General features: G+C 72.3%; 21 protein-coding genes. 6 read left to right on the plus strand and 15 right to left on the minus strand.

The window, feature by feature from the left end; translation table 11 throughout:
• The first annotated feature begins 4 nt into the window (after window positions 1-4).
• Window positions 5-589, plus strand: coding sequence for a DinB family protein (locus tag HUO13_RS35155; protein WP_211899148.1), 585 nt, complete (start codon window positions 5-7; stop codon window positions 587-589).
• 1 nt (window position 590) lies between these two features.
• The gene (locus tag HUO13_RS35160) at window positions 591-1,028 is read left to right on the plus strand and encodes a VOC family protein (RefSeq protein ID WP_211899149.1); all 438 of its coding nucleotides are present in this window, start codon (window positions 591-593) and stop codon (window positions 1,026-1,028) included.
• A gap of 53 nt (window positions 1,029-1,081) precedes the next feature.
• Here the strand turns inward: HUO13_RS35160 and HUO13_RS35165 are convergent, their stop codons facing one another.
• From HUO13_RS35165 to HUO13_RS35195, 7 genes are all read right to left on the minus strand, one after another.
• A complete protein-coding gene (locus HUO13_RS35165) occupies window positions 1,082-1,639 on the minus strand; it encodes a YbaK/EbsC family protein (protein ID WP_211899150.1) in 558 nt (185 codons plus the stop codon).
• A 25-nt stretch (window positions 1,640-1,664) separates the two neighbouring features.
• Window positions 1,665-2,411, minus strand: coding sequence for an alpha/beta fold hydrolase (locus tag HUO13_RS35170; RefSeq protein ID WP_211899151.1), 747 nt, complete (start codon window positions 2,409-2,411; stop codon window positions 1,665-1,667).
• Window positions 2,411-2,695, minus strand: coding sequence for a DUF2516 family protein (locus HUO13_RS35175; protein WP_211899152.1), 285 nt, complete (start codon window positions 2,693-2,695; stop codon window positions 2,411-2,413). The genes HUO13_RS35170 and HUO13_RS35175 overlap by 1 nt, the downstream gene beginning before the upstream one ends.
• Before the next feature lie 51 nt (window positions 2,696-2,746).
• Window positions 2,747-3,508, minus strand: a complete 762-nt coding sequence (locus tag HUO13_RS35180; protein ID WP_211899153.1) for a hypothetical protein — start codon at window positions 3,506-3,508, stop codon at window positions 2,747-2,749.
• Between the two features lie 5 nt (window positions 3,509-3,513).
• Window positions 3,514-3,960 (minus strand): helix-turn-helix domain-containing protein, encoded by a 447-nt coding sequence (locus tag HUO13_RS35185; protein ID WP_211899154.1) that lies wholly within the window; start codon window positions 3,958-3,960, stop codon window positions 3,514-3,516.
• Window positions 3,961-4,299: 339 nt separating this feature from the next.
• Window positions 4,300-4,695: a VOC family protein gene (locus HUO13_RS35190; RefSeq protein ID WP_211899155.1), complete on the minus strand. Its 396-nt coding sequence runs from the start codon at window positions 4,693-4,695 to the stop codon at window positions 4,300-4,302.
• Window positions 4,696-4,714: 19 nt separating this feature from the next.
• Complete coding sequence (locus HUO13_RS35195; protein WP_009946181.1) at window positions 4,715-4,939, minus strand: hypothetical protein; 225 nt, start codon at window positions 4,937-4,939, stop codon at window positions 4,715-4,717.
• A gap of 99 nt (window positions 4,940-5,038) precedes the next feature.
• Between HUO13_RS35195 and HUO13_RS35200 the strand changes: the two genes are divergently transcribed.
• A complete protein-coding gene (locus HUO13_RS35200; protein WP_211899156.1) occupies window positions 5,039-5,578 on the plus strand; it encodes a CGNR zinc finger domain-containing protein in 540 nt (179 codons plus the stop codon).
• Window positions 5,579-5,884: 306 nt separating this feature from the next.
• Here the strand turns inward: HUO13_RS35200 and HUO13_RS35205 are convergent, their stop codons facing one another.
• Window positions 5,885-7,090, minus strand: coding sequence for a DUF445 domain-containing protein (locus HUO13_RS35205; RefSeq protein ID WP_249124302.1), 1,206 nt, complete (start codon window positions 7,088-7,090; stop codon window positions 5,885-5,887).
• Window positions 7,091-7,387: 297 nt separating this feature from the next.
• Between HUO13_RS35205 and HUO13_RS35210 the strand changes: the two genes are divergently transcribed.
• Complete coding sequence (locus HUO13_RS35210) at window positions 7,388-8,557, plus strand: pyridoxal phosphate-dependent aminotransferase (protein ID WP_211899158.1); 1,170 nt, start codon at window positions 7,388-7,390, stop codon at window positions 8,555-8,557.
• 2 nt (window positions 8,558-8,559) lie between these two features.
• On the opposite strand, the gene HUO13_RS35215 is transcribed toward HUO13_RS35210, so the two are convergent.
• From HUO13_RS35215 to HUO13_RS35230, 4 genes are all read right to left on the minus strand, one after another.
• Window positions 8,560-11,250: a CHAT domain-containing protein gene (locus HUO13_RS35215; protein WP_211899159.1), complete on the minus strand. Its 2,691-nt coding sequence runs from the start codon at window positions 11,248-11,250 to the stop codon at window positions 8,560-8,562.
• On the minus strand, window positions 11,247-11,723 hold the full coding sequence (locus tag HUO13_RS35220) for a hypothetical protein (protein WP_211899160.1): 477 nt from the start codon (window positions 11,721-11,723) through the stop codon (window positions 11,247-11,249). The genes HUO13_RS35215 and HUO13_RS35220 overlap by 4 nt, the downstream gene beginning before the upstream one ends.
• A gap of 310 nt (window positions 11,724-12,033) precedes the next feature.
• Window positions 12,034-12,615, minus strand: coding sequence for an RNA polymerase sigma factor (locus tag HUO13_RS35225; protein WP_211899161.1), 582 nt, complete (start codon window positions 12,613-12,615; stop codon window positions 12,034-12,036).
• Between the two features lie 85 nt (window positions 12,616-12,700).
• The gene (locus tag HUO13_RS35230; RefSeq protein ID WP_249124303.1) at window positions 12,701-13,813 is read right to left on the minus strand and encodes a S8 family peptidase; all 1,113 of its coding nucleotides are present in this window, start codon (window positions 13,811-13,813) and stop codon (window positions 12,701-12,703) included.
• Window positions 13,814-13,995: 182 nt separating this feature from the next.
• Between HUO13_RS35230 and HUO13_RS35235 the strand changes: the two genes are divergently transcribed.
• Window positions 13,996-15,333 carry a hypothetical protein gene (locus tag HUO13_RS35235; RefSeq protein WP_211899162.1) on the plus strand — a complete coding sequence of 446 codons (1,338 nt, stop codon included), beginning with the start codon at window positions 13,996-13,998 and terminating at the stop codon, window positions 15,331-15,333.
• A gap of 226 nt (window positions 15,334-15,559) precedes the next feature.
• Here HUO13_RS35235 and HUO13_RS35240 read toward each other — a convergent pair whose 3' ends face one another.
• Window positions 15,560-17,011, minus strand: coding sequence for a PLP-dependent aminotransferase family protein (locus HUO13_RS35240; protein WP_211899163.1), 1,452 nt, complete (start codon window positions 17,009-17,011; stop codon window positions 15,560-15,562).
• Window positions 17,012-17,072: 61 nt separating this feature from the next.
• On the opposite strand from HUO13_RS35240, the gene HUO13_RS35245 reads away from it, so the two are divergent.
• On the plus strand, window positions 17,073-17,744 hold the full coding sequence (locus HUO13_RS35245) for a YczE/YyaS/YitT family protein (RefSeq protein WP_211899164.1): 672 nt from the start codon (window positions 17,073-17,075) through the stop codon (window positions 17,742-17,744).
• A gap of 110 nt (window positions 17,745-17,854) precedes the next feature.
• On the opposite strand, the gene HUO13_RS35250 is transcribed toward HUO13_RS35245, so the two are convergent.
• Window positions 17,855-18,202, minus strand: a complete 348-nt coding sequence (locus tag HUO13_RS35250) for a YciI family protein (RefSeq protein ID WP_211899165.1) — start codon at window positions 18,200-18,202, stop codon at window positions 17,855-17,857.
• A 75-nt stretch (window positions 18,203-18,277) separates the two neighbouring features.
• Complete coding sequence (gene abc-f, locus HUO13_RS35255; protein WP_211899166.1) at window positions 18,278-19,921, minus strand: ribosomal protection-like ABC-F family protein; 1,644 nt, start codon at window positions 19,919-19,921, stop codon at window positions 18,278-18,280.
• Window positions 19,922-19,952 lie beyond the last annotated feature (31 nt).

A 19,952-nucleotide genomic window follows, 5' to 3' on the forward strand; every position in this document is an offset into this window, starting at 1 on the left:
GCGCATGACCGACCTGACCTGGAACGCCCTGCTCCGAGAGCAGCTCACCTGGCACTGGACCAACCAGCTGCGCGAACGCCTCGACGGGCTCACCGACGACGAGTACTTCTGGGAGCCGGTACCCGGCTGCTGGAGCGTGCGCCCCCGCGGTACCAGCACCGCACCGGTGCAGGGCGGGTCCGGCGCGATGACCATCGACTTCGCGATGCCGGAGCCCGACCCCACGCCGTTCACCACGATCGCCTGGCGGCTCGGGCACGTGATCGTCGGCGTGCTCGCGATGCGCAACGCCTCGCACTTCGGTCGCGCGGCCACCGACTACTGGTCGTTCGAGTACGCCACGACCGCGGCCGAGGCGCTGGACCAGCTCGACGCGGAGTACGCGACGTGGCTCGCCGGGGTCGAGTCCCTCGGGGAAAGCGGTCTCGCCCTTCCGTGCGGGGAGGCGGAGGGAGCGCACGCCGAGCGCCCCATGGCGACGCTGGTGCTGCACATCCACCGGGAGGTGCTGCATCATCTGGCCGAGGTGTGCCTGCTCCGCGACCTGCACCTGCACACCCACCAGCGGACCCGGCGGGAGGCGAGCTGAGATGGCCCGCGACGTCCAGATCACCTTCGACTGCGCCGACCCCGCCGGGCTGTCCGCGTTCTGGGCCGAGGCGCTCGGCTACCGGATGCAGGACCCGCCCGAGGGCTTCGAGTCGTGGGAGCAGGCGTTGGAGGCGATGGGCGTGCCGCCCGAGAACCGCAACGACGCCTCCGCGGTGCTCGATCCCGATGGCGCCGGGCCGCGGCTGTTCTTCCAGCGGGTGCCGGAGGGCAAGCAGGCCAAGAACCGCGTGCACCTCGATGTACGAGCGGCCCCCGGCCTCGAGGGTGACGCGCGTATGAAGGCCCTGGAGGCCGCGGCGGAGCGGCTCGTCTCCCACGGCGCCACCCGGCTCCGGCGCCACGAGCCCGCGCCCCCGCTCGACGGCGGTCACATCGTGATGGCCGACCCCGAGGGCAACGAGTTCTGCCTCGACTGATCAGCGGTGCGGCCCGGAACTCCGTGGGTCGGTACTCCGGCCGCGCCCGACCGTCAGCGGCCGAGGCCCTCGATGACCTCCGCGCCGGGCAGTCCGGCCAGCACCTCGCCCGCGGTGAGGATCTTGCTGCGCCGCAGCCCGCTGCCGACCACGGCGGCGGGCACCTCGGCCACCGCGGCGTCGACCAGGAGCGGCCAGCCGTCGGGGAGCCCGAAGGGGGTGATCCCGCCGTACTCCATGGCGGTCAGGCTCACCGCCTCGTCCATCGGCGCGAAGGAGGCCTTGCGCACGTCCAGCCGCCGCTTGACGACCCCGTTGACGTCCGCGCGGGTGGTGGCCAGCACCAGGCACGCCGCGTAGCGGAGCTCACCGGAGCGCTTGCCCGCGACGACGACGCAGTTCGCCGAGAGCTCCAGCGGCGACCCGTACTGCGCGCAGAACGCGGCGGTGTCGGCGAGCTCCGGGTCGATCTCGGCCACCCCGACACGCGCCGCCTCGGTCTCGCCGAGAGCGCGGACGGCCTCGGCGACCGGGTCGGCGAGCAGATCGGGGCGTTCCAGCGCGGGGGCGACCTCCAGCGTGCCCGCGGCCAGCGACCAGTCAACAGCCATGTCGCGACGATACAAGCAGGCGCGGTCAGCCCAGGAAGTCCACGAGCATCGCGCGCAGCTCCCTGCGGTGGGTGAGCATCGGCGCCGCCGAAGGCAGCAGCTCCAGCCGGGCCCCTGAGAAGGCGGCCGCCACCGACTTGGCCACCTCGGCGGGGTGCATCGGGTCCTCGGTGGCGCCGACGACCAGCACCTCCGCGGTCGCCGCCGCCAGCGCGGAGGCGTCGGACACGGCGCTGCGCTCTGGCAGCGTGCGCAACGCGTCCTCCAGCCGCAGCAGCGCGTCGGCCCGGCGGGCGACGTGCTCACCGACGTCGACGCCCTCCGGGATCTCGGCGGCGACGGCCGCACGCAGCTTCGCCCCGCCGTCGCCCGGCGCCGCCGCGACGCCTTCGGCGAGGCGCTCGAACGCCCACATCGCCGCCACGTCGCGCGGCCGGTCGAGCGACGCGGGCAGCAGCAGCGCCAGCCGATCGAACCGGTCCGGGTGGTCGGCGGCGATCCTGGTCAGCGCGCCCGCGCCCAGCGAGACGCCCACCGCGCGCGTCGCCCCCACCTCGTCGGCGGCGGCGAGCACGTCGGCGGCGACTTGGCCGTAGTCCCAGTAGCCGGGCGGGGCGTCCGGAGCACTGCCGTGACCGGGCAGGCTCAGCACCACGCGGGTCCCGGGCAGACCGGACGACGGGATGCGCGCCTCGCCCTCGGTCGCGCCGAGACCGTGCACGACGAGCGTGACCGGCGCGCCGCGGCCGAGCGTGGTCCAGGTGGCCGCCACTACCAGGAGCTGCCCTTCTGGACCTCGGTGACCTTGGGCCTGACGTCGACGATGTAGACCAGCACCGCGACCATGCCGATGATCCACAGTATGGTCATCGGCCCGCGGAACAGGATCAGCACGAGCGCGCCGGCGCCGGTGATGCCGAGCCAGGCCGCCTTGGTCATCTTGTCGGCGGCGGTGAACGCGTCGGCGCGCTGGAGCGCGGCGTGCACGAACGCGTAGATCCCGACCGGGATCCCCGCACCCCAAATGATCAGCAACGTCCAGGTGTCCAGGCCCACGTCACCCACCCTACGTGCTCGGCTCCGGCCGCGGCACCCACGTGCTCCGGCTCAGCTCTCGCTCTCGCCGGAGGTGCTCTTGGCGGTGGTGCCCTTGGTCCCGGCCGCCTTGCCGCCCGCGGTCTTCGCCGCTCCCGGCGTGCTCTTCGCGCTCGACTTGCCCGCCGTGGTCGCCTTCGCGGCGGAGCCGGACTTCTCGGACTCGCCGGTCTTGGCGGCCTCGGTCTTGGCGGCGGCCTTGCGGGCGGTGCTGCGCGTGGCGGAAGCAGCCTTCGCACCCGCGTCCTGGACCGTCTCGGCGGCGTCGTCGGCGGCCTGCTCGGTCTGCCTGGCGGCCTTCTCGCCGTAGGAGCGGGCGCCGCGGGTCACCTTGCCGAGCACGTCGTCGGCCAGCACGCGGACCTCGCCGACGACCTCCTCGACCCGGCCCTGCGCGGACTCCGCCTGCTTGCGCGCCTGCTGAACCTGCGGCTGCAGCCGCTCCAGCGCGCCCTCGCCCCGCTCGGCGAGGTAGTCGTAGAGCTTGACCGCGGACTGGGTGTAGGCGTCGACCCGCTTGCGCAGCTCGGCCGGGTCGAGCTGCTCGCGCAGCTCGTTGAAGTCGGTGGGCAGGTCGGCGCGCGCCGACTCGGCGCGGTCGCCGAGCTCGGTGCGGATCCGGGTCAGGGTGTCGATCACCGCATGGGCGGCGAGGTCACCGGCGCCGAGCGCGGCCAGCAGCGGCTGACGCGCGTGCTCGACGGCCCCGCCGAAGGCATGGGCGGCCTGGTCCCGCATCTTCTGGACGTCCTCGGGTTTGGGCAGTGTGGGCATGGCGATCACTCCTCGGTTTGCGGTTTCGCGGCGTCTGCCGTCGTGGAGGTCGTCCCCTCCGGCGCCCCGTCGGCCGCTGCGGGGCCGCCTTGCTCGCGCCGGAAAGAGCCGTAGATGTCCAGCAGGACCTGCTTCTGCCGCTCGTTCAGGTCGGGGTCGGCGAGTATTGCGTCGACCACCGGACCGCCCTCGCGGCGCTCCAGGATGCCGGCCTGCACGTAAAGCGCCTCGGCGGAGATCCGCAGCGCCTTGGCGATCTGCTGGAGGATCTCCGCGCTCGGCTTGCGCAGCCCGCGCTCGACCTGGCTCAGGTAGGGGTTGGACACACCGGCGCGCTTGGCCAGCTGCCGCAGCGAGATCTGGGCGTTGCCGCGCTGCGTGCGGATGTAGCCGCCGAGATCGCTGACCGCCTGGTTCACGGCCTTGTTGACCGTTTTGTCCACGCGTTCCATCTGCGATCACCTTTCCGGTCGAAACCCACGATAACCAGGCGTGCTAGCTACTGCAAGCACACTGCTTGCACCTATCGGGCGTGATTGCGACCACTGGCGGGTGATTTGCCTGCGCCACGCCTTGCGCAGGCGGGCCGAGGCGCGGGGACGCGCCGAAGCGCATACGAGGAGGCAGCGCATCGCCGCTCGGCAGCGGATGCGCGGCACCCCGCACACGCGAATCGGGCGCGAGCCATGCGGCCCGCGCCCGATTCCGAAGCCCTGCTCCGCCCCGCTGCCGAAGCCCCGTTGCACGCATGACGCACATCGCGTAGGCGCCCGTGCGGAAGCCCTGTGCTCCTACGCGCAGGCGCACATGCAGAACGGGTGACCGGCGGGGTCCGCGTAGACGCGCCAGCTCGCGTCGAGCTGGTCCTCCGGCTGCGGCAGCGGCGTCGCACCCGCAGCGAGCGCCCGCTCGTGCCCTTCTTCGAGCGTCTGGACCCGGACGTCGAGGTGGGCCATCTGCGGCCGCTCCCGGCCGGGCCAGGTCGGCGGCCGGAAGTGCGGGTCGCGCTGGAACGCCAGCGGGGCCCCTCCCGCCGGGTCGGCCAGCTCGACCCAGTCCGGCTCGGACTCGGCCTCGTCGATCTCCCAGCCGAGCAGCCGCCCGTAGAAGGCGGCGAGCGCGCGCGGGTCGGGGCAGTCGAGCGCGAACGCCGCCAGGCGCAGCGCTGTCGAAGTGGACGCCGTCATGGTTCTCCTCGCTCCCGGTTCAGTTGAGGCAGCCGCGCGGCGCGGGCCCCGGATCCACCGCGGCGCCCGGCCGCAGCTCCCGGACCGCCATCGCCCACCAGTTGGCGAAGCGGTCGAGCCAGACAGGACGAAGCCTGCCGCCCTCCCGCAGCGCGCGCTCGATGTCCGCCTGCGCCGCGGCCTCCGCGGAGCGGCGCCGGTTCGACTCGTCCCGCAGTGGGAACTCGATCGGAAACGCGTTCATCACACCTCACCAAACCCGTGTATTCGATTAGCCGGTTACTAACCAGTGAGACGATTATGCGGGTTACCGAACGGAGGTGCAACCTCCTATTGGCCTACGATGGTGTTCGTGAACAGCGATGCTGTCGCGCCCGAGGTGGTCCGGCCGCCCGCTCAGCAGGCCGCCGCCCTCGATGCCGACCGCGACCTCGAACTCGTCCTGAACTTCCTCAACACGTGCGACGTCGAAGCCGGAACCGACGTCCTGGACGATCCGGAGCTCTGGCGCCGATGGTGCGCCGAGCGGGGGCTGGGCGCGGCGCCGGAGCCGGCCGCGGTGCGGGAGATCCGCGACTCGATGCGCGCGGCGATCTCCTGCGCCGCACCGGCCGCGCTCGTCGCACCGGCCTGGCAGGTGCAGGTCGAGCTCCGGGCGGGAATCCCGGTGCTCGCCGGCGCCGACGCCCTCGGGGACGTGCTCGTCGCGGCGACGCACCTGGTGCACACCGGCTACTGGGACCGCATCAAGATCTGCCCGGCGGAGAACTGCCTCTGGGCGTTCTACGACCGCTCGAGGAACCGCTCACGCACGTGGTGCTCGATGCGGGTCTGCGGCAACCGGGAGAAGGCACGCTCCTGGCGCGAACGCCACTCGGGCTAACTGTCGAGCCGCGGGCGTCTGTCGCGCCGCGGGCATCTGTCGCGCCGCGGGCATCTGTCGCGCCGCGGGCATCTGTCGCGCCGCGACCACGGAGCGGGCCGCTGACGTCTACCGCTCTCGGGCACCGGTCGGCCAGCCGCCGGCTTGCCCGCCTGCGACCGCAGGTTGCCCGCCTGCCACTGCAGCTTGTCCGCCTGCCACCGGCACCTTGCCCGCCTGCGACGGCGCGACTTGTCCCGCTGCACCAGCGGCGGCTCATCCCCTGCCGCCGCGGTGCATCCCACCTGCCTGCCCGCTCATTGCGCCTCAGAAGAACAGTTGCGAGATCGTGTAGATGGCCAGGCCGGCGAGGGCGCCCACGACCGTGCCGTTGATGCGGATGAACTGCAGGTCCCGGCCGACCTGCAGCTCGATCTTGCGCGAGGTCTCCTCCGCGTCCCAGCGCTCGACGGTGTCGGTGATGAGCGTGGTGATCTCGGCCCGGTAGTTCGACACGACGTAGACCGCCGCGCCCTCCAGCCAGCCGTCCACCTTGGCACGCAACTCGGGCTCCTCGACCAGGCGGCGGCCCAGCGAACGCAGGCCGTCCCGCACCCTGATCCGCAGCTCGCTGGAAGGGTCCTCGGCGGCGTCGAGCAGCATCTTCTTCGCCGTGCCCCACGCCGACGAGACCAGGTTCTGCACCTCGGGGTGCTCCAGCACCTGCTGCTTGATCTGCTCGGCCTTGCCCATCGTGCGCGGGTCGTTCTGCAGGTCGTCGGCGAACTCGACCAGGAAGCGGTCGACCGCCTTGCGCATCTGGTGCTCGGGGTCGGTCTTGACCGCCCACGCGAACGACAGCACCTCGGCGTAGATCTTGTCGGCGACCATCGTGTCGAAGAACTTCGGCGACCAGGAGGGTGCGCGCTGGCTCACCACGCGCAGCACCGTCTCGTGGTTGTCGCGCACCCAGTCGTAGGCGCGGTCGCAGACGAGGTCGACGAGCTTGTGGTGCGAGCCGTCGGCGAAAACCTGGCCGAGGATGCGTCCCAGCGGCGGGCCCCACGGCTGGGCGAGGACCTTGCGCACGACCGCCTGTTCCAGCACGGCCTGCACGTCCTCGTCGCGCAGGACCTGGACCGCGCCGCGCACCGCGGTCGCGAGTTCCGAGGTGACCCGCTCGGCGTGGTCCTGCTCGCTGAGCCATCCGCCGAGCCGCTTGCTGATCTCGGCTCGACGCAGCTTGTCGCGGACCACGTGCTCCGACAGGAAGTTGGTCCCGACGAAGTCGCCGAGGCTGCGCCCGAGGGTGTCCTTTCGGGTAGGGATGATCGCGGTGTGCGGGATCGGCAGTCCCAGCGGACGGCGGAACAACGCCGTCACCGCGAACCAGTCGGCCAGGGCGCCGACCATTCCCGCCTCGGCCGCCGCCCGGACGTAGCCCGCCCAGGCCGCCCCGCCGTTCTCCTGCCAGCGGGCGATCACGTAGATCAGGGTCGCGACCAGCAGGAACCCGCCGGCCACGGCCTTCATCCGCCGCAGGCTCCGGCGCTTCTCCTCATCGGATACCGCAGTACGCTGCACACTTCGATTGTGGCAGTGTTCAGACCCTGACCTCGCGACACCGCTCGTAACGGACATTTGGTACGCGGATCAAGGCGCAACCACGGCCCTGACTCAGGCAGCAGCCTCGCGGCCGTCGTTGCGATGGTGCCCCGACGACTGCCACATCCGTCCCCGGTGGCGGGGTCCGCCGAGGCCGATTGGCGGTGCGAAGCCGCACGTTCGGCATCTGCTGATCCCGGGCGGTTTCGACTACGCTGCGGCAACGTGCGTACTCCTGCTCTCACCGCCCGGCTCCGACCGTTCACTTCCACGATCTTCGCGGAGATCACCGAGCTCGCGAGGCGGACCGGGGCGGTCAACCTCGGTCAGGGCTTCCCCGACACCGACGGTCCCGAGGGCATGCTCAGAGTCGCGCAACAGGCGATCGCCGACGGCGTGAACCAGTACCCGCCGGGCGCCGGCGCGCCCGAGCTGCGCGGGGCGATCGCCGCGCACCGCCGCAGCCGCTACGGCATCGAGCACGACCCCGAAGGCGAGATCCTGGTGACCGTCGGGGCCACCGAGGCGATGTCGGCCGCGATGCTCGCGCTGGTTGAACCCGGCGACGAGGTCGTGCTGATCGAGCCCTACTACGACGCCTACCCCGTCGCGGTCGCGATGGCCGGAGGCGTGCGCCGGACCGTGCCGCTCACGCAGGGACCGGACCACCGCTTCGTGCTCGACGTCGACGCGCTGCGCGCGGCCGTCGGGCCGCAGACCCGCGCGCTGGTGCTGAACTCTCCGCACAACCCCACCGGAACGGTGTTCACCGACGACGAGCTGGCGGCGATCGCCGATGTCTGCCGCGAGCACGACGTCATCGCCATCACCGACGAGGTCTACGAGCACCTGCTGTTCGACGGGCGCAAGCACAAGCCGCTGGCGACCCTGCCGGGCATGGCCGAGCGCACCCTGTCGATCTCCAGCGTCGGCAAGAGCTTCAGCGCCACCGGGTGGAAGATCGGGTGGGTCTGCGGACCGCGGGAGCTGGTCGCCGCGGTGCGCGCCGCCAAGCAGTTCATCACCTTCGTCGGCGGTGCACCGTTCCAGCCCGCCGTCGCCCACGCGCTCCAGCACGAGCTCGACTGGGCCGAGCAACTGCGGCTGGACCTCCAGCGCAAGCGAGACATGCTCTCCGACGGCCTGGCCGAAGCGGGCTTCGACGTGCTGGCCAGCGAGGGCACCTACTTCATCTGCGCCGACGTTCGCCCACTGGGCTTCAGCGACGGGGCGCAGCTGTGCCGCGAGCTGCCCGAGCGGATCGGGGTCGCCGCGATTCCGGTGCAGGTGTTCTGCGACCACCCCGACGCGACCAGGCACCTGGTTCGCTTCGCGTTCTGCAAGCGCGACGAGGTCCTGAACGAGGCCGTCGAACGGCTCCACAAGCTGCGCTGACATCAGCGTCCTCCGCATCCGAGGCACACGAACCCGGATTCGCCGTGTGCCGCCTGCGCCTGGGCCAGTGCCGTCGCGGGCGGCACCCCGCGCCGCAGCGCGGAGTGCAATGCGACCATGACCTCGGCCGTTCGTTCGTCCGGAACCGGGATCACGCTGGCGATCACGGTTGCCGTGCCGCGGCCGAGCAGCGCGGCGGCCAGCCCGCTGAGCTGGTCGCAGGGGCTGATCGCCGACTGGCCGACCTCGCACGCCGAAAGCACCACGGTCGTCGGACCGCGGTGCAGGCGGTCCAGGTCGTAGCCGTAGAGCGGACCGTCGGCGAGCTCGAGGCAGGAGAGCAGGGGCTGGTCGCCGCGGAACCGGCCGTGGGCGGCGACGTGCACGGTGCCTGCTCCGTCCACTGTGTCCAGAACGCGTTCGGCCGTCGCGTCGGCTCCCGTGAGCAGTTCGCCACCTGCGGCCGCGTGCAGGTCGGCGACCTCGCGCTCGGCGTGCTCCAGGCCGGGCCCCGCGACCCAGACCTCCCGGGCCCCGGGAGTGGTCTCGGCGATGTCGGCCGCTCCGCGCAACCAGCACCGCAGCGAAGGCGCGACGGTCACGCCCCGCCCGCGCAGCGGGGGTAGCGCCGCCCACGGAAGCGCGTGCAGGCTGCCGGTGGGCACGACCACGAGCGGGCGTCCCCTTTCCAGTTCACCGGCGACCGGCCCCAACACCCGCTCGGCGATGATCTCGGCGGACCCGAGCACCCAGCCGTCGAACATCGCACGGACCGCGCTGTCGGGCTTTTCCGCCTGCCTGGACAGGAAATTGCGCAACCTCGCCACCTCGCCCACCACGGCGGACTCGGCTCCCAGCGCGTGCAGCCGCACTACTCCATCCACAATGGACACAGCGCGCAGCCGACCGTCGACGGTGAAGAAGTTGAGCAGCACCGCGTCACCGAGCTCGGCGACGACATCGCCGAGCTCCCAGCGGCCCCACGCACCCTCGGTGGCACCGTTGACCAGCATCGCGCGACGGCGCACCCGGCCTTCCAGCGCCTCGACCCGCCGCAGCGCGGCACCGTTCCTGGAACCGCGCGTGTCCGCCACTGCCGCGCGCAGCTCGACCAGCGAGCGGCGCAGTTCCGGATCGGCAGGCGGTTGCAGCGCCCGGCGCTGCAACGCGCTGGCACGTGCGCATTCGGTCCAGCGAAGCACCAGCTCCGGGTCGCCGACGCGCAACGCCGCGGTCACCGCTGTGCCCGCGAGGTCGGCTGCCAGCCCGAAGGTGTGCACTCGCAGCTCGAACGCAGCCATGGCCGCCGCGTAGCTCTCGACCGCCCGCAACCCGCCCCGGCACGCGGCGAACACGCCCGGCAGGTCCCCTGCCTGCTCGGCGAGCAGCGCCCTGGCGTGCCAGCCGACCGCGAGCTGCGACGCACCCGCCCTCGGGTCCTCGCTCGAGGCCGCCGCGAGGGACAGCAGCTTGCGCGACAACGCGGGCATACCGGCTCCGCCCGCCACGCGCCCCGCGACGAGCCACAGCTCCGCTGCCGCCGCGGACCAGCCGAAGCCGGCGCACACCACGCCCGCCCGTCGCGCCGCGACCAGCGCATACCGCGAGCGGTGTCCGTTGCGCAGCTTCGCCTGCCACTCGGTGGCCGCCGCGAGCGCCGCCCAGGCGGGACGCCGCTGTGCGCGGAACAACCGCCGGGCCGCACCGGCGGCTTCGACAGCCGCCCGCGCGTCGCCGTCCCGGAGAGCGCACCCGGCGAGGGCGAGCCTGGTCTCGGCAAGCCGCACGGCCCGTCCCCGCGCGGCCAGCCGGTCCGCAGCCCGCTCCATCTCGGTGCGCGCCTCGGCGGTGAGCCCGGCCGCGGCGAGCGCCTCGGCGCGGTCGACCAGCGCCTCCGGGTTCGACTCGGTGTCGAGGCCCATCGACAACGCCGCTGAGTACAGCCTCAGCGCCCTGGGCAGGTCGCCGGCCCGGAACGCCACGCAGCCGCGGTTGTGCCTGCAACCGGCAGCCCGTCCGGGCTGATCCGCCGAGGCGAAGATCCGCTCGGCGCGCGCCAGGTCGGCTTCGGCCTCCTCCAGGCCGTTCGAGTACATCCACGCGAGCCCGCGTCCGAGTAGCGCGTTGGCCACCCACCGCAGGTCTTCCTTCGACTGACACTCTTGCGAGCGCTCGGGCTCCTCCGGCACGGAGTCCTCGCACCCGGAGATCTGATCCGGGTCCAGCTGCGCCAAAGCCTCGGTGAGCTGGGTGATCGCCTCGGGGAACCGGTCGTTCTGGCAGTACAGCAGCCCGCGAAGGCACACCGCGCGCCGCCGGTCCCGCCCGCGCAGCCGTGGTTCGGCGGCGAGGAGGTGCTCCCAGCAGGCGTCGGCCATCCCCCGGTCGAACTCGATCCAGGCGAGAGTCAGCCGGAGCTGGGCCTCGCGCTCCTCCAGCCCACCGCGCCGCGCCGCCGTCAGGCCCAGCCGCGCGTGCTTGCGCGCGTCCCGCAGCCTGCCCCGCTCGACCTCCGCCAGGGCGGCGACATGCCTGGCGAGCACCCGGAACTCGACATCGCGAACCGGCTCCGACAGCCAGCGCTCGGCGTGGCGCAGGGCCTCCTCCGGAGCGGTGCTCGCACGCCCCCGCCACCCGAGCGCGGTCTCGATCCTCGTCTCGCCGACCGTCCGGACGGCGGTCCCGGCGCTCAACAGACCAGCCAATCCGCGACGGCGGGAGTGGACCGCTCCTGCCGGAACACCACGCTCAGCGGTCCCCGGGGGACGTCGTCCACCGCGAACCCACCGCGTTCGTCGAGCGCACCGACGCTCTCGCCGGTGGCGTGCCGGAGCACGACGTCACCGGCGGGGGCGCTGTGCCCGGGACGGCCGAGCACCAGCCCAACCGCGCGGAACAAGCCCTCGGTGGTCGGGATCAGGTCCATCTCCAGCATCCGCCCGGGCATCGCGAACGTGAGCACCCTGGCGTCGCACATGCCCGCACGCCGGGTCCGAGCCGGAGCGTCCGCCGAGTCGCCGACCAACCGCAGCGCCGTCGAGCCGCCGCCCGACCACTTCCGCGACGCCGCTGCGTAGGCCGCCTCGACGAGCCGCTGCGGCGCCGGATCACAGGTCTCGAACAGGTCGCGCAGGACCCGCAGTTCGGCCGGAGGTCGCACTCTCATCGCACAGCCCTGCCTTCCACGGACGCACCGGCTCGGCGGTGGAGAAAGGAGTGGACGGACAGCCCGGACTGACGGGGCAGCCGTTCCACGCGTCGATCCTGTTGCACGGCGCAGGCAACGTCTCGCGCGCGGAGATCACGCATGGGACCGGAGACCGGTCGAAGGTCCCCATCGTCCGGCGCAAGGTGGACGTCCCGCTGGACAAGCGACCAGCCACCACGGATCCCTCGAGCAAGACCACCAACGCCGGAACACGACACCGTGCCGAAGCCGAAGCCTCCGGCTCCACCACAGCTCTTCCGCAGGTTCATCACGCCGCCTCCTCCGCTCCGCCGAGCGAGGTCATCCGCTGCCGGAGCAGCGCAAGGCACCTGCTGCGCTTGGGTCCGATGGTTCCGCGCGCCATGCCGAGCGCCTCGCTCACCTGCGCGTAGCTGGTCTCCGGGGCGACCGCCAGCACGCGCAGCAACTGCTGGCAGCGCTGCGAGAGCTGGCCGAACGCCTGCCACAAGCGGGCGGCGGTGATCGAGCGCAGGGCCTTGCTCTCCGGTCCGTCGTCGTGGTCCGGGACGTCGAACAGCGCCGGGTCCACACCCGTAGGCGCCTCGCGCTGCCGTGCCCGGGCGAGGCGGGCGGACTCCCGGCGCGCGGTGGTCACCAGCCACCCCGAGAGGGCGTCGGGACTCCGCAGTCGTTCGAGGTTCTCGGCCAGCAGCAACCAGGTGGCCTGGTACACGTCCTCGGCGTCGGTGTGGTTCGAGCAGTACGCCCTGGCCACACCCCACACCACCGGGCCGTTGCGGTCCACCAGCTCCTCCCACGCCTGAGCGCTGCCGCGCACCGCGCTGTGCACCAGTGCCGCCGAGCCACCGACTTCCCGGACCTCGCGCATGACGACTTCCCTTCGCCTCTCGATCGATCAACATCGCCCGCGAATAAGAGAAGCGAAGGGGTCCGCTGGATTCAGGCTTTCCCGATTAACGCCCGAACGGGTAACGCCGCCGCGCCTCCTGCCGGGCCGCTGCCGCAGTGCCGCCGGTCTCCAGCGCGACCGCCGCAGCGGCCGCGACCCGGGGAGCGGCGAACGAAGTACCGCTCCAACGCGCGAATCCGTACGTGCGCGCACCCTTCGGCCGCAGCCGGACGTAGCTGCTCACGACGTCCACTCCGGGCGCGGCCGCGTCCACCCACGGCCCGGAGTTGGAGAAGTCCGCGAGCGCGCCGTCGTCGCCCGTGGCTGCCACCGCGATCACCGACGGCAGCGCCGCGGGCCAGAACGGGCGCGACAGCGAGTGGTTGCCCGCCGCGGCGACGACCACCGCGGCACCGAAGCGTTCGATCTCGGCCCGCAGGATCGGCGGGCATACGTCGTCGGGGGTGTGGCAGCCGGCGGTCAGCACGACGACGTCCGGCCTCTCGTCCAGCAGCGAGCGCAGACCCGCGGCGACCGTGACGTCGTCGGTGAATCCCAGCGGGGAAAGCACGCCGCGAGACCGGATCACCGCGCCGGGTGCGTGCTGGAGCACCACACCGGACACGAAGGTGCCGTGCCCTGCCTGGCGGTCCTGACCGGAATCGTCGTCGGCGTCGAGCACCTCGGGCACGCCCTCGAACCACGGCCGCGACCGGAACCACGGATGCGGGTCCAGGCCGGTGTCGAGCACGCCGACGGTGACCCGCCGCCGCCACGACGTGTCGGGAGGGGCGGGAACCGGCAGCGCGTCCTCGACCTCGGACCCGGTGCCCCAGATCACCGGAGTGCCCAACATCAGCGCGGAGCCGAGGTGGACGTGGTTGGCCGCGACCCCGTCGTTCTCCCGGGCGATGTCGACGCATCTGTCCTGCTCAGCAGGCCGAAGCCGGAGCCTGGCCACGCTGAGTGCGGTGTCGTGGCGGACCTCGTCGACCCAGCGGCGCAGCCTGTCCGCCACCACGCCCGCGGCATCGGCCCGCGCCACCAGCTCACCGCGTCGCACCAGGCACTCCGCAGGCCCGTCCGGGTCGTGCAGCAGGAGGTCGTGACCGCGTCGCGCCCAGCGGTCCCGGAGCTCAGCGGCGCTGAAGGCTTCGCTCTGATCCACAAGGGACACTTTGGGTGAGTGTGGTCAGGTCCACAGCGGACACGCCATCGGGCGTCCGGCAATCACCCGACCGGCGAGCTGTTCGACCTTGGCAAGGCGGTGCTCTACCTGAAGAATCAGAACGGTCTCCCGGTGATCACTGCATTCGGCGGCACGACACCGCCTGTACGGGTGGTTGAACCCCGAGTGAGGTGCCAACCATCCTGGCGCGGGAGACGATACGGCGCGAACGTACCGACAGGGCGGTGATGAAGGTGACCGGATACTGCGCATCGCGCAGCCGCTGGTCCCGCCTCCGCGCCCATGCCGCCCGGGCGGTGGTCGTCGGAGGCGTCCTCGCCGGCGCCTGGTTCGCGGGTACGTCCGCCGCCATCGCCGACGGCAAGTCCGGCGACGGCTTGGCAACCGTCGGGATCACCCTGCACGGCGAAGCCCCGCAGCCCTTACGGCACGAGACGCAGCTCCGCCTCGCCCCCGGCCCGGAAGGCGGCACCGCGCAACAGCAGGACGCAACAGCGCGGGACGGTGCGGCAGAGGCCAGGCAGGGCACGACTGCTGGCGGAGCCGACCAGTCGAGCACCGGGGCGGATCGCCTCGAGGCACCCCGGCAGGGCGGGACCGCGCAGAGCGTCGAAGCCCGGTCGGGCAACACCGCTGACCGCGTCGAATCGGCCCAGCAAGGCGGCGCCGCGGAAAGAGTCGAAGCAGCCCAGCAAGGCGCCGCGGACCGGGTCAAAACGGCCCAGCAGGGCGGAACCGCAGACAGGGTCGAACAGGGCGGCGCCGCGAACAGGATCAAGGCCGGCCATGCGGCTCAGCGCATCGAGAGCACCCAGCACGCCAGCGCGACGGATCGGGTGCAAACCGCACAGGCGGACCGAGTCGCCCAGGACGGCGGAACCGCGAACAGGATCGAAGCCGCACAGCAGGGCAGCGCCGCGAATCGCATCGAGGCGGCTGACCCGAGCGGTCGGGTGCAGGCGGCATCGCCCGCGCGCCGAGTCGAGAAAGCCCAGCAGCCCAAGCCCGTAGCGGCGTGGCCGCACGCGCAGCGCCTGGACCTGCCCGACGTCACGCTGTTCGCCGACGAGCCGGACCCCAGCGAGCCGGAGGCCGGAACACCGCCGCTCCTGGAAGTCCCCGAACCGCACCTCGGCCCACCCTCGACTCCCATCGCACCGCACGACCTATCGCTGTCGCCGCAGGTGAGCACGCAGGGAACGCAAGCCGCGCCCACCGGTCCCGTTGCGCGCGACCGGGCTTCACGCCTCGCGGCAACAGGGTTCTCGCGGCACGACCACCACACCCGCGATGACCAGGCGCCGCTGCCGCCGGCTCCGGTCCCGAATCCGCCGCCGACGTCAGCGGGGGGACCCTCCGTCGGCGCGAGCGGTGGTGTGCGCACCATGGCGGCGATCCTGCCGTCCGGGCCCGACCTGCCCGACGCGCTGCCCAGCACACCTGCCGGCCGGGAGACGGTCCGGCCCGGCAGGCTCGTGCCGTTCGAACTTCCCGCTTCGCCCGACTGATCGTCGGAGCTCTTCCAAAACACCGCACAGACTCCGGTCCGCCGACTGCGCCCGGACGGATCGGATGCGGGCACCACTGACCCGGCCTGACACCGGCAGCAGCCTGTCGGAAACGCCCTTGGGTGGTGCCCCGGCTCCGGTGTCGCAATGCCCCTGCGGCACCGGAGCCCCGCCCAAGCCACCCACCGGCACGACGAGGGGCCGTGCCGGCGGGTGGCCCAGGGCTTCAGGTGACCTGCGGCTCCGGCGCGGGAGCCGCAGCCACCTCTCCTCGCGCCGAAACGGCCTTCGCCAGCCGGCGGACGGCCTCCACCAAGTGCTCTTCGGGCAGCGCGTACGGCAGCCGGACCCGTGACTCCTGCGATCCGTTGACCGCGAACCGCGAGCCCGGCGCCAGCCGCACCCCGTGTTCCGCAGCAGCCATCACCAGCCTGCTGCCCATCGGAGCGCCGGTGTCGCACCACAGCGACAGGCCGCCATCGGGGACGCGGAAGCTCCAGTCCGGCAGTTGCTCGCCGAGCGCGGCGGCGAGGCAGTCGCGGCGGGCGGCCCATTCCTCCCTGCGCCGCCGCAGGATCTCTTCGGAATCCGCCAGCAGTTCGGCGAGCATGAGTTGCTCCAGCACAGGACATCCCAGGTCCAGCTGCGCCCTGCCGACGACCATCCGCTGCACCACGTCCTCGGGCGCGCGCAGCCACCCCAGCCGCAGCCCACCCCAGAACGCCTTGCTCGCCGAGCCGACGGTGATCACGTTGCGCTCCGCGAAACTCGCCACCGGCGGAGGCGGAGCGCTGCCGGTCAGGTCCACCTCGACCAGCGTCTCGTCGATCACGGCGGTGGTGTGGGAACGGCGCAGCATCGCGACCAGCCCGGACCGGTCGGCCTCGCCCATGAGCGCGCCCGTCGGGTTCTGGAAGTCCGGGATGAGGTAGGCCAGCCGTGGCGCGGCCTGGCGGAGCGTCGCTTCGAGCAGCTCCAGGTCCCAGCCGCCGGGCACCATCGGAACCGCGACCGGCGAGGCGTTGGCCCCCCGGATCGCTTCGAGCGAGTTGGGGTAGGTCGGGTGCTCGACGAGCACCCGCTCACCCGGCGCGACGAGCATCCGCAGCACGAGGGCGAAGGCGTGCTGCGCACCGTTGGTCACCAGGATCTGCTCCGGGCGGGTCGGCAGGCCCCTGCGGCGGTAGCGCTCCGCGATGCGCTCGCGCAGCACCGGGTGGCCCTGCGGGTGGTAGCCGTGCCCGGTGATCTCCTCCACCAGGCGCAGCCGCGCCCGGTCGATGGCCTCGGCGACCTCCGGAGGCGCGGTGGGTGTCGCCTGCGCGAGGTCGATGATCTCGTTGCCGGACGCCGACGGGTACCAGCCGCCGTGCGGCGTCGGGGAGCACTTGCCGCCCGGCAGGGTCACCCACGACCCGGCGCCACGCCGGCTCTCGGCGAACCCGCTCTCGCGCAGCCGCTCCAGCGTCCGGGCGACGAGCGTCCGGCTCACGCCGAGTGTCTCGGCGAGGTCGCGCTCGGCGGGCAGCCTGGTCCCCGGCGGCAGCCGACCGTCCAGCACGAGCTGTTTCACGTACTGGAACAGGCTCTGCGAGGACCGCCGCTGGTCAGCGCTCCACGATCCGAGCAGCTCAGCGAGCTTGCGCCCGGTGATGTGACTGGCCGACGGATAAACCATGAATCCAATTGTGCAATATTGGACGTCGTTTTGAATACCAATATGCGCTACAACGGTGCACATGGCCTCAACCGCACCGAATGTGGACCTGACACCGCTGCGCATCGGCGTCCAACCCGCCAGCCGCCTGATCCGGCTCGTCGTCGGACTGGTGCTCTACGGGGCGAGCATGGCCTTCATGGTCCGAGCCGGACTCGGTCTCGGTCCCTGGGACGTGCTGCACCACGGTCTCGCCCGGCTGACCGGCTGGACCTTCGGCGCGGTCACAGCCCTGACCGGCGCCGTCGTACTGCTGCTGTGGGTGCCGCTGCGGCAGCGACCCGGCATCGGCACGGTCGCCAACGTCGTCGTCATCGCGATCTCGGTCGACCTGGCGCTCGCGGTGACCCCGGCGCCGACCGCGTTCGTCTGGCAACTGCCGATGATGATCGGCTCCGTCGTGCTCAACGGCTTCGCCACCGCGCTCTACGTCGGGGCGCGCCTGGGACCGGGGCCGCGCGACGGGTTGATGACCGGGCTCCACGCCCGCACCGGTTGGTCGGTGCGGGTGGTGCGGACCGGGATCGAGATCACCGTGCTGGTCGCGGGCTGGCTCCTCGGAGGGACCGCCGGCCTCGGCACCGTGGTGTACGCCCTCGCGATCGGGCCGGTCACCCAGTTATTCCTACCCCGGGTGGTGATCTCGAGAAAAAAGATCTCCGGTACTAGAGACATCTCGAGTACCACGAAGTAACATTGGTGTCGTCCACCTGACCCCCAGGGGTGGACTGTACGCCCCCGCACTCCCGGTGACCCCCAGGCCGGTTGAGCGCGGGGGCGTTTCCAATTGCCCCGAACTGCGGTTCAGGCCGATTGCCGCAGCGGCCTCACCTCGACGGTCTCCGGAGTCTCCAGCGCCTTGGCCAGCTCGATCGCCTCCGCGCGGTCCTCGACGTCGACCACGAACCAGCCGCCGAGCGTTTCCGACTCGCCGGCGAACGGCGTCTCGGTGACCACGTGCGAGCCGTCGGCGTCGCGCCGGACCGTGACCGCAAGGCTGTGCTCGGTCTCGAAAGCCTCGCCGCCGACAAGCTTTCCCGCACCGGCGACGGCACCGATCCACTGCTCGTAGGCGGCGCGGTGCGCGGCGCGGTCCTGCCGGATCCGCTGTCGCGACGCCTCGGTCTCGACGATCACCAGCGCGAACTTCATCGACGGCTCCTTCACTTCCGTGGTGCCGCGATCATCGCACCGGGGTCTGACAATCCCGGTCTGCGAACCGGCGGCTCACACGTGGGATTCGGTGAGCTTGCCGTCGGCCATCTCGAGACGGCGGGTGGTGCGGACCGCGGTGAGCATCCGACGGTCGTGGGTGACCAGCAGCAACGTGCCCTGGTAGGACTCGAGCGCCGACTCCAGCTGCTCGATGGCGGGCAGGTCGAGGTGGTTGGTCGGCTCGTCGAGCACCAGCAGGTTGACGCCGCGGCCCTGGAGCAGGGCGAGCGCGGCCCGGGTCCGTTCGCCGGGCGAGAGCGTGGCCGCCGAGCGCAGCACGTGGTCGGCCTTGAGCCCGAACTTGGCCAGCAGCGTGCGGACCTCGGTCGGCTCGGTGTCGGGCACCGCCGCGCAGAACGCGTCGAGCAGCGACTCGGAGCCGTGGAACAGCGCGCGGGCCTGGTCGACCTCACCGACCACGACACCGGAGCCCAGCTCCGCCCGGCCCGAGTCCAGCTCGACGCGGCCCAGCAGCGCGCCGAGCAACGTCGACTTGCCCGAGCCGTTGTCCCCGGTGATCGCGACCCGGTCCGCCCAGTCGATCTGCAACGTCACGGGACCGAATGCGAAGTCGCCGCGCCGCACCTCCGCGTCGTGCAGGGAGGCCACGATCGCGCCGGAGCGGGGTGCGGTCGCGATCTCCATGCGCAGCTCCCACTCCTTGCGGGGCTCCTCGACGACCTCCATCCGCTCGATGAGGCGCTCGGTCTGGCGGGCCTTGGCGGCCTGCTTCTCGGTGGACTCGGAGCGGAACTTGCGGCCGATCTTGTCGGAGTCGGTGGCCTTGCGCCGGGCGTTCTTGACGCCCTTCTCCATCCACGAGCGCTGCGTGCGCGCCCGCGCCTCCAGTGCGGACTTCTTGTCCGCGTACTCCTCGTACGCCTCGCGGGCGTGCCTGCGGGCGACCTCGCGCTCCTCCAGGTAGGCGTCGTAGCCACCGCCGTAGAGGTTGATCTGCTGCTGGGCGAGGTCCAGCTCCAGGACCTTGGTGACGGTGCGGGACAGGAACTCGCGGTCGTGGCTGACGACGACGGTGCCGGCGCGCAGCCCGCGCACGAAATCCTCCAGGCGCTCGAGGCCGTCCAGGTCGAGGTCGTTGGTCGGCTCGTCCAGCAGGAACACGTCGTAGCGGGAGAGCAGCAGCGACGCGAGTCCCGCGCGGGCGGCCTGGCCGCCGGACAGCGACACCATCTCCTGATCGAGGCTCACCGACAGGCCGAGCGAGTCGGCCACGCCTTCGGCGCGCTCCTCCAGGTCGGCGCCGCCCAGGCCGAGCCAGCGCTCCAGGCTGACGGCGTACGCGTCGTCGGCGCCCGGCGCCCCGTCGGAGAGCGCCTGCATGGCGTCGTCCATCGCGCGCTGCGCAGCGGCGACGCCGGTGCGGCGGGCGAGGAACTGCCGGACCGTCTCGCCGGGCCGGCGCGACGGTTCCTGCGGCAGGTGGCCCACGGTCGCGGTGGGCGGTGAGAGCTGGACCTCGCCGTGCTCCGGCGTGTCGATTCCGGCGAGCAGGCGCAGCAGCGTGGACTTCCCCGCGCCGTTCGCGCCGACGAGTCCGATCACGTCGCCGGGTGCGACGACGAGCTCGAGCCCGGTGAACAGGGAGCGGTCACCGTGCCCGGCGGCGAGGTTCCTGGCGACGAGGGTTGCAGACATCAGGCCGCCGAGAATATCAACCCGCGCAGGC

It is taken from the genome of Saccharopolyspora erythraea (assembly GCF_018141105.1).
Taxonomy (GTDB): Bacteria; Actinomycetota; Actinomycetes; order Mycobacteriales; family Pseudonocardiaceae; genus Saccharopolyspora_D; species Saccharopolyspora_D erythraea_A.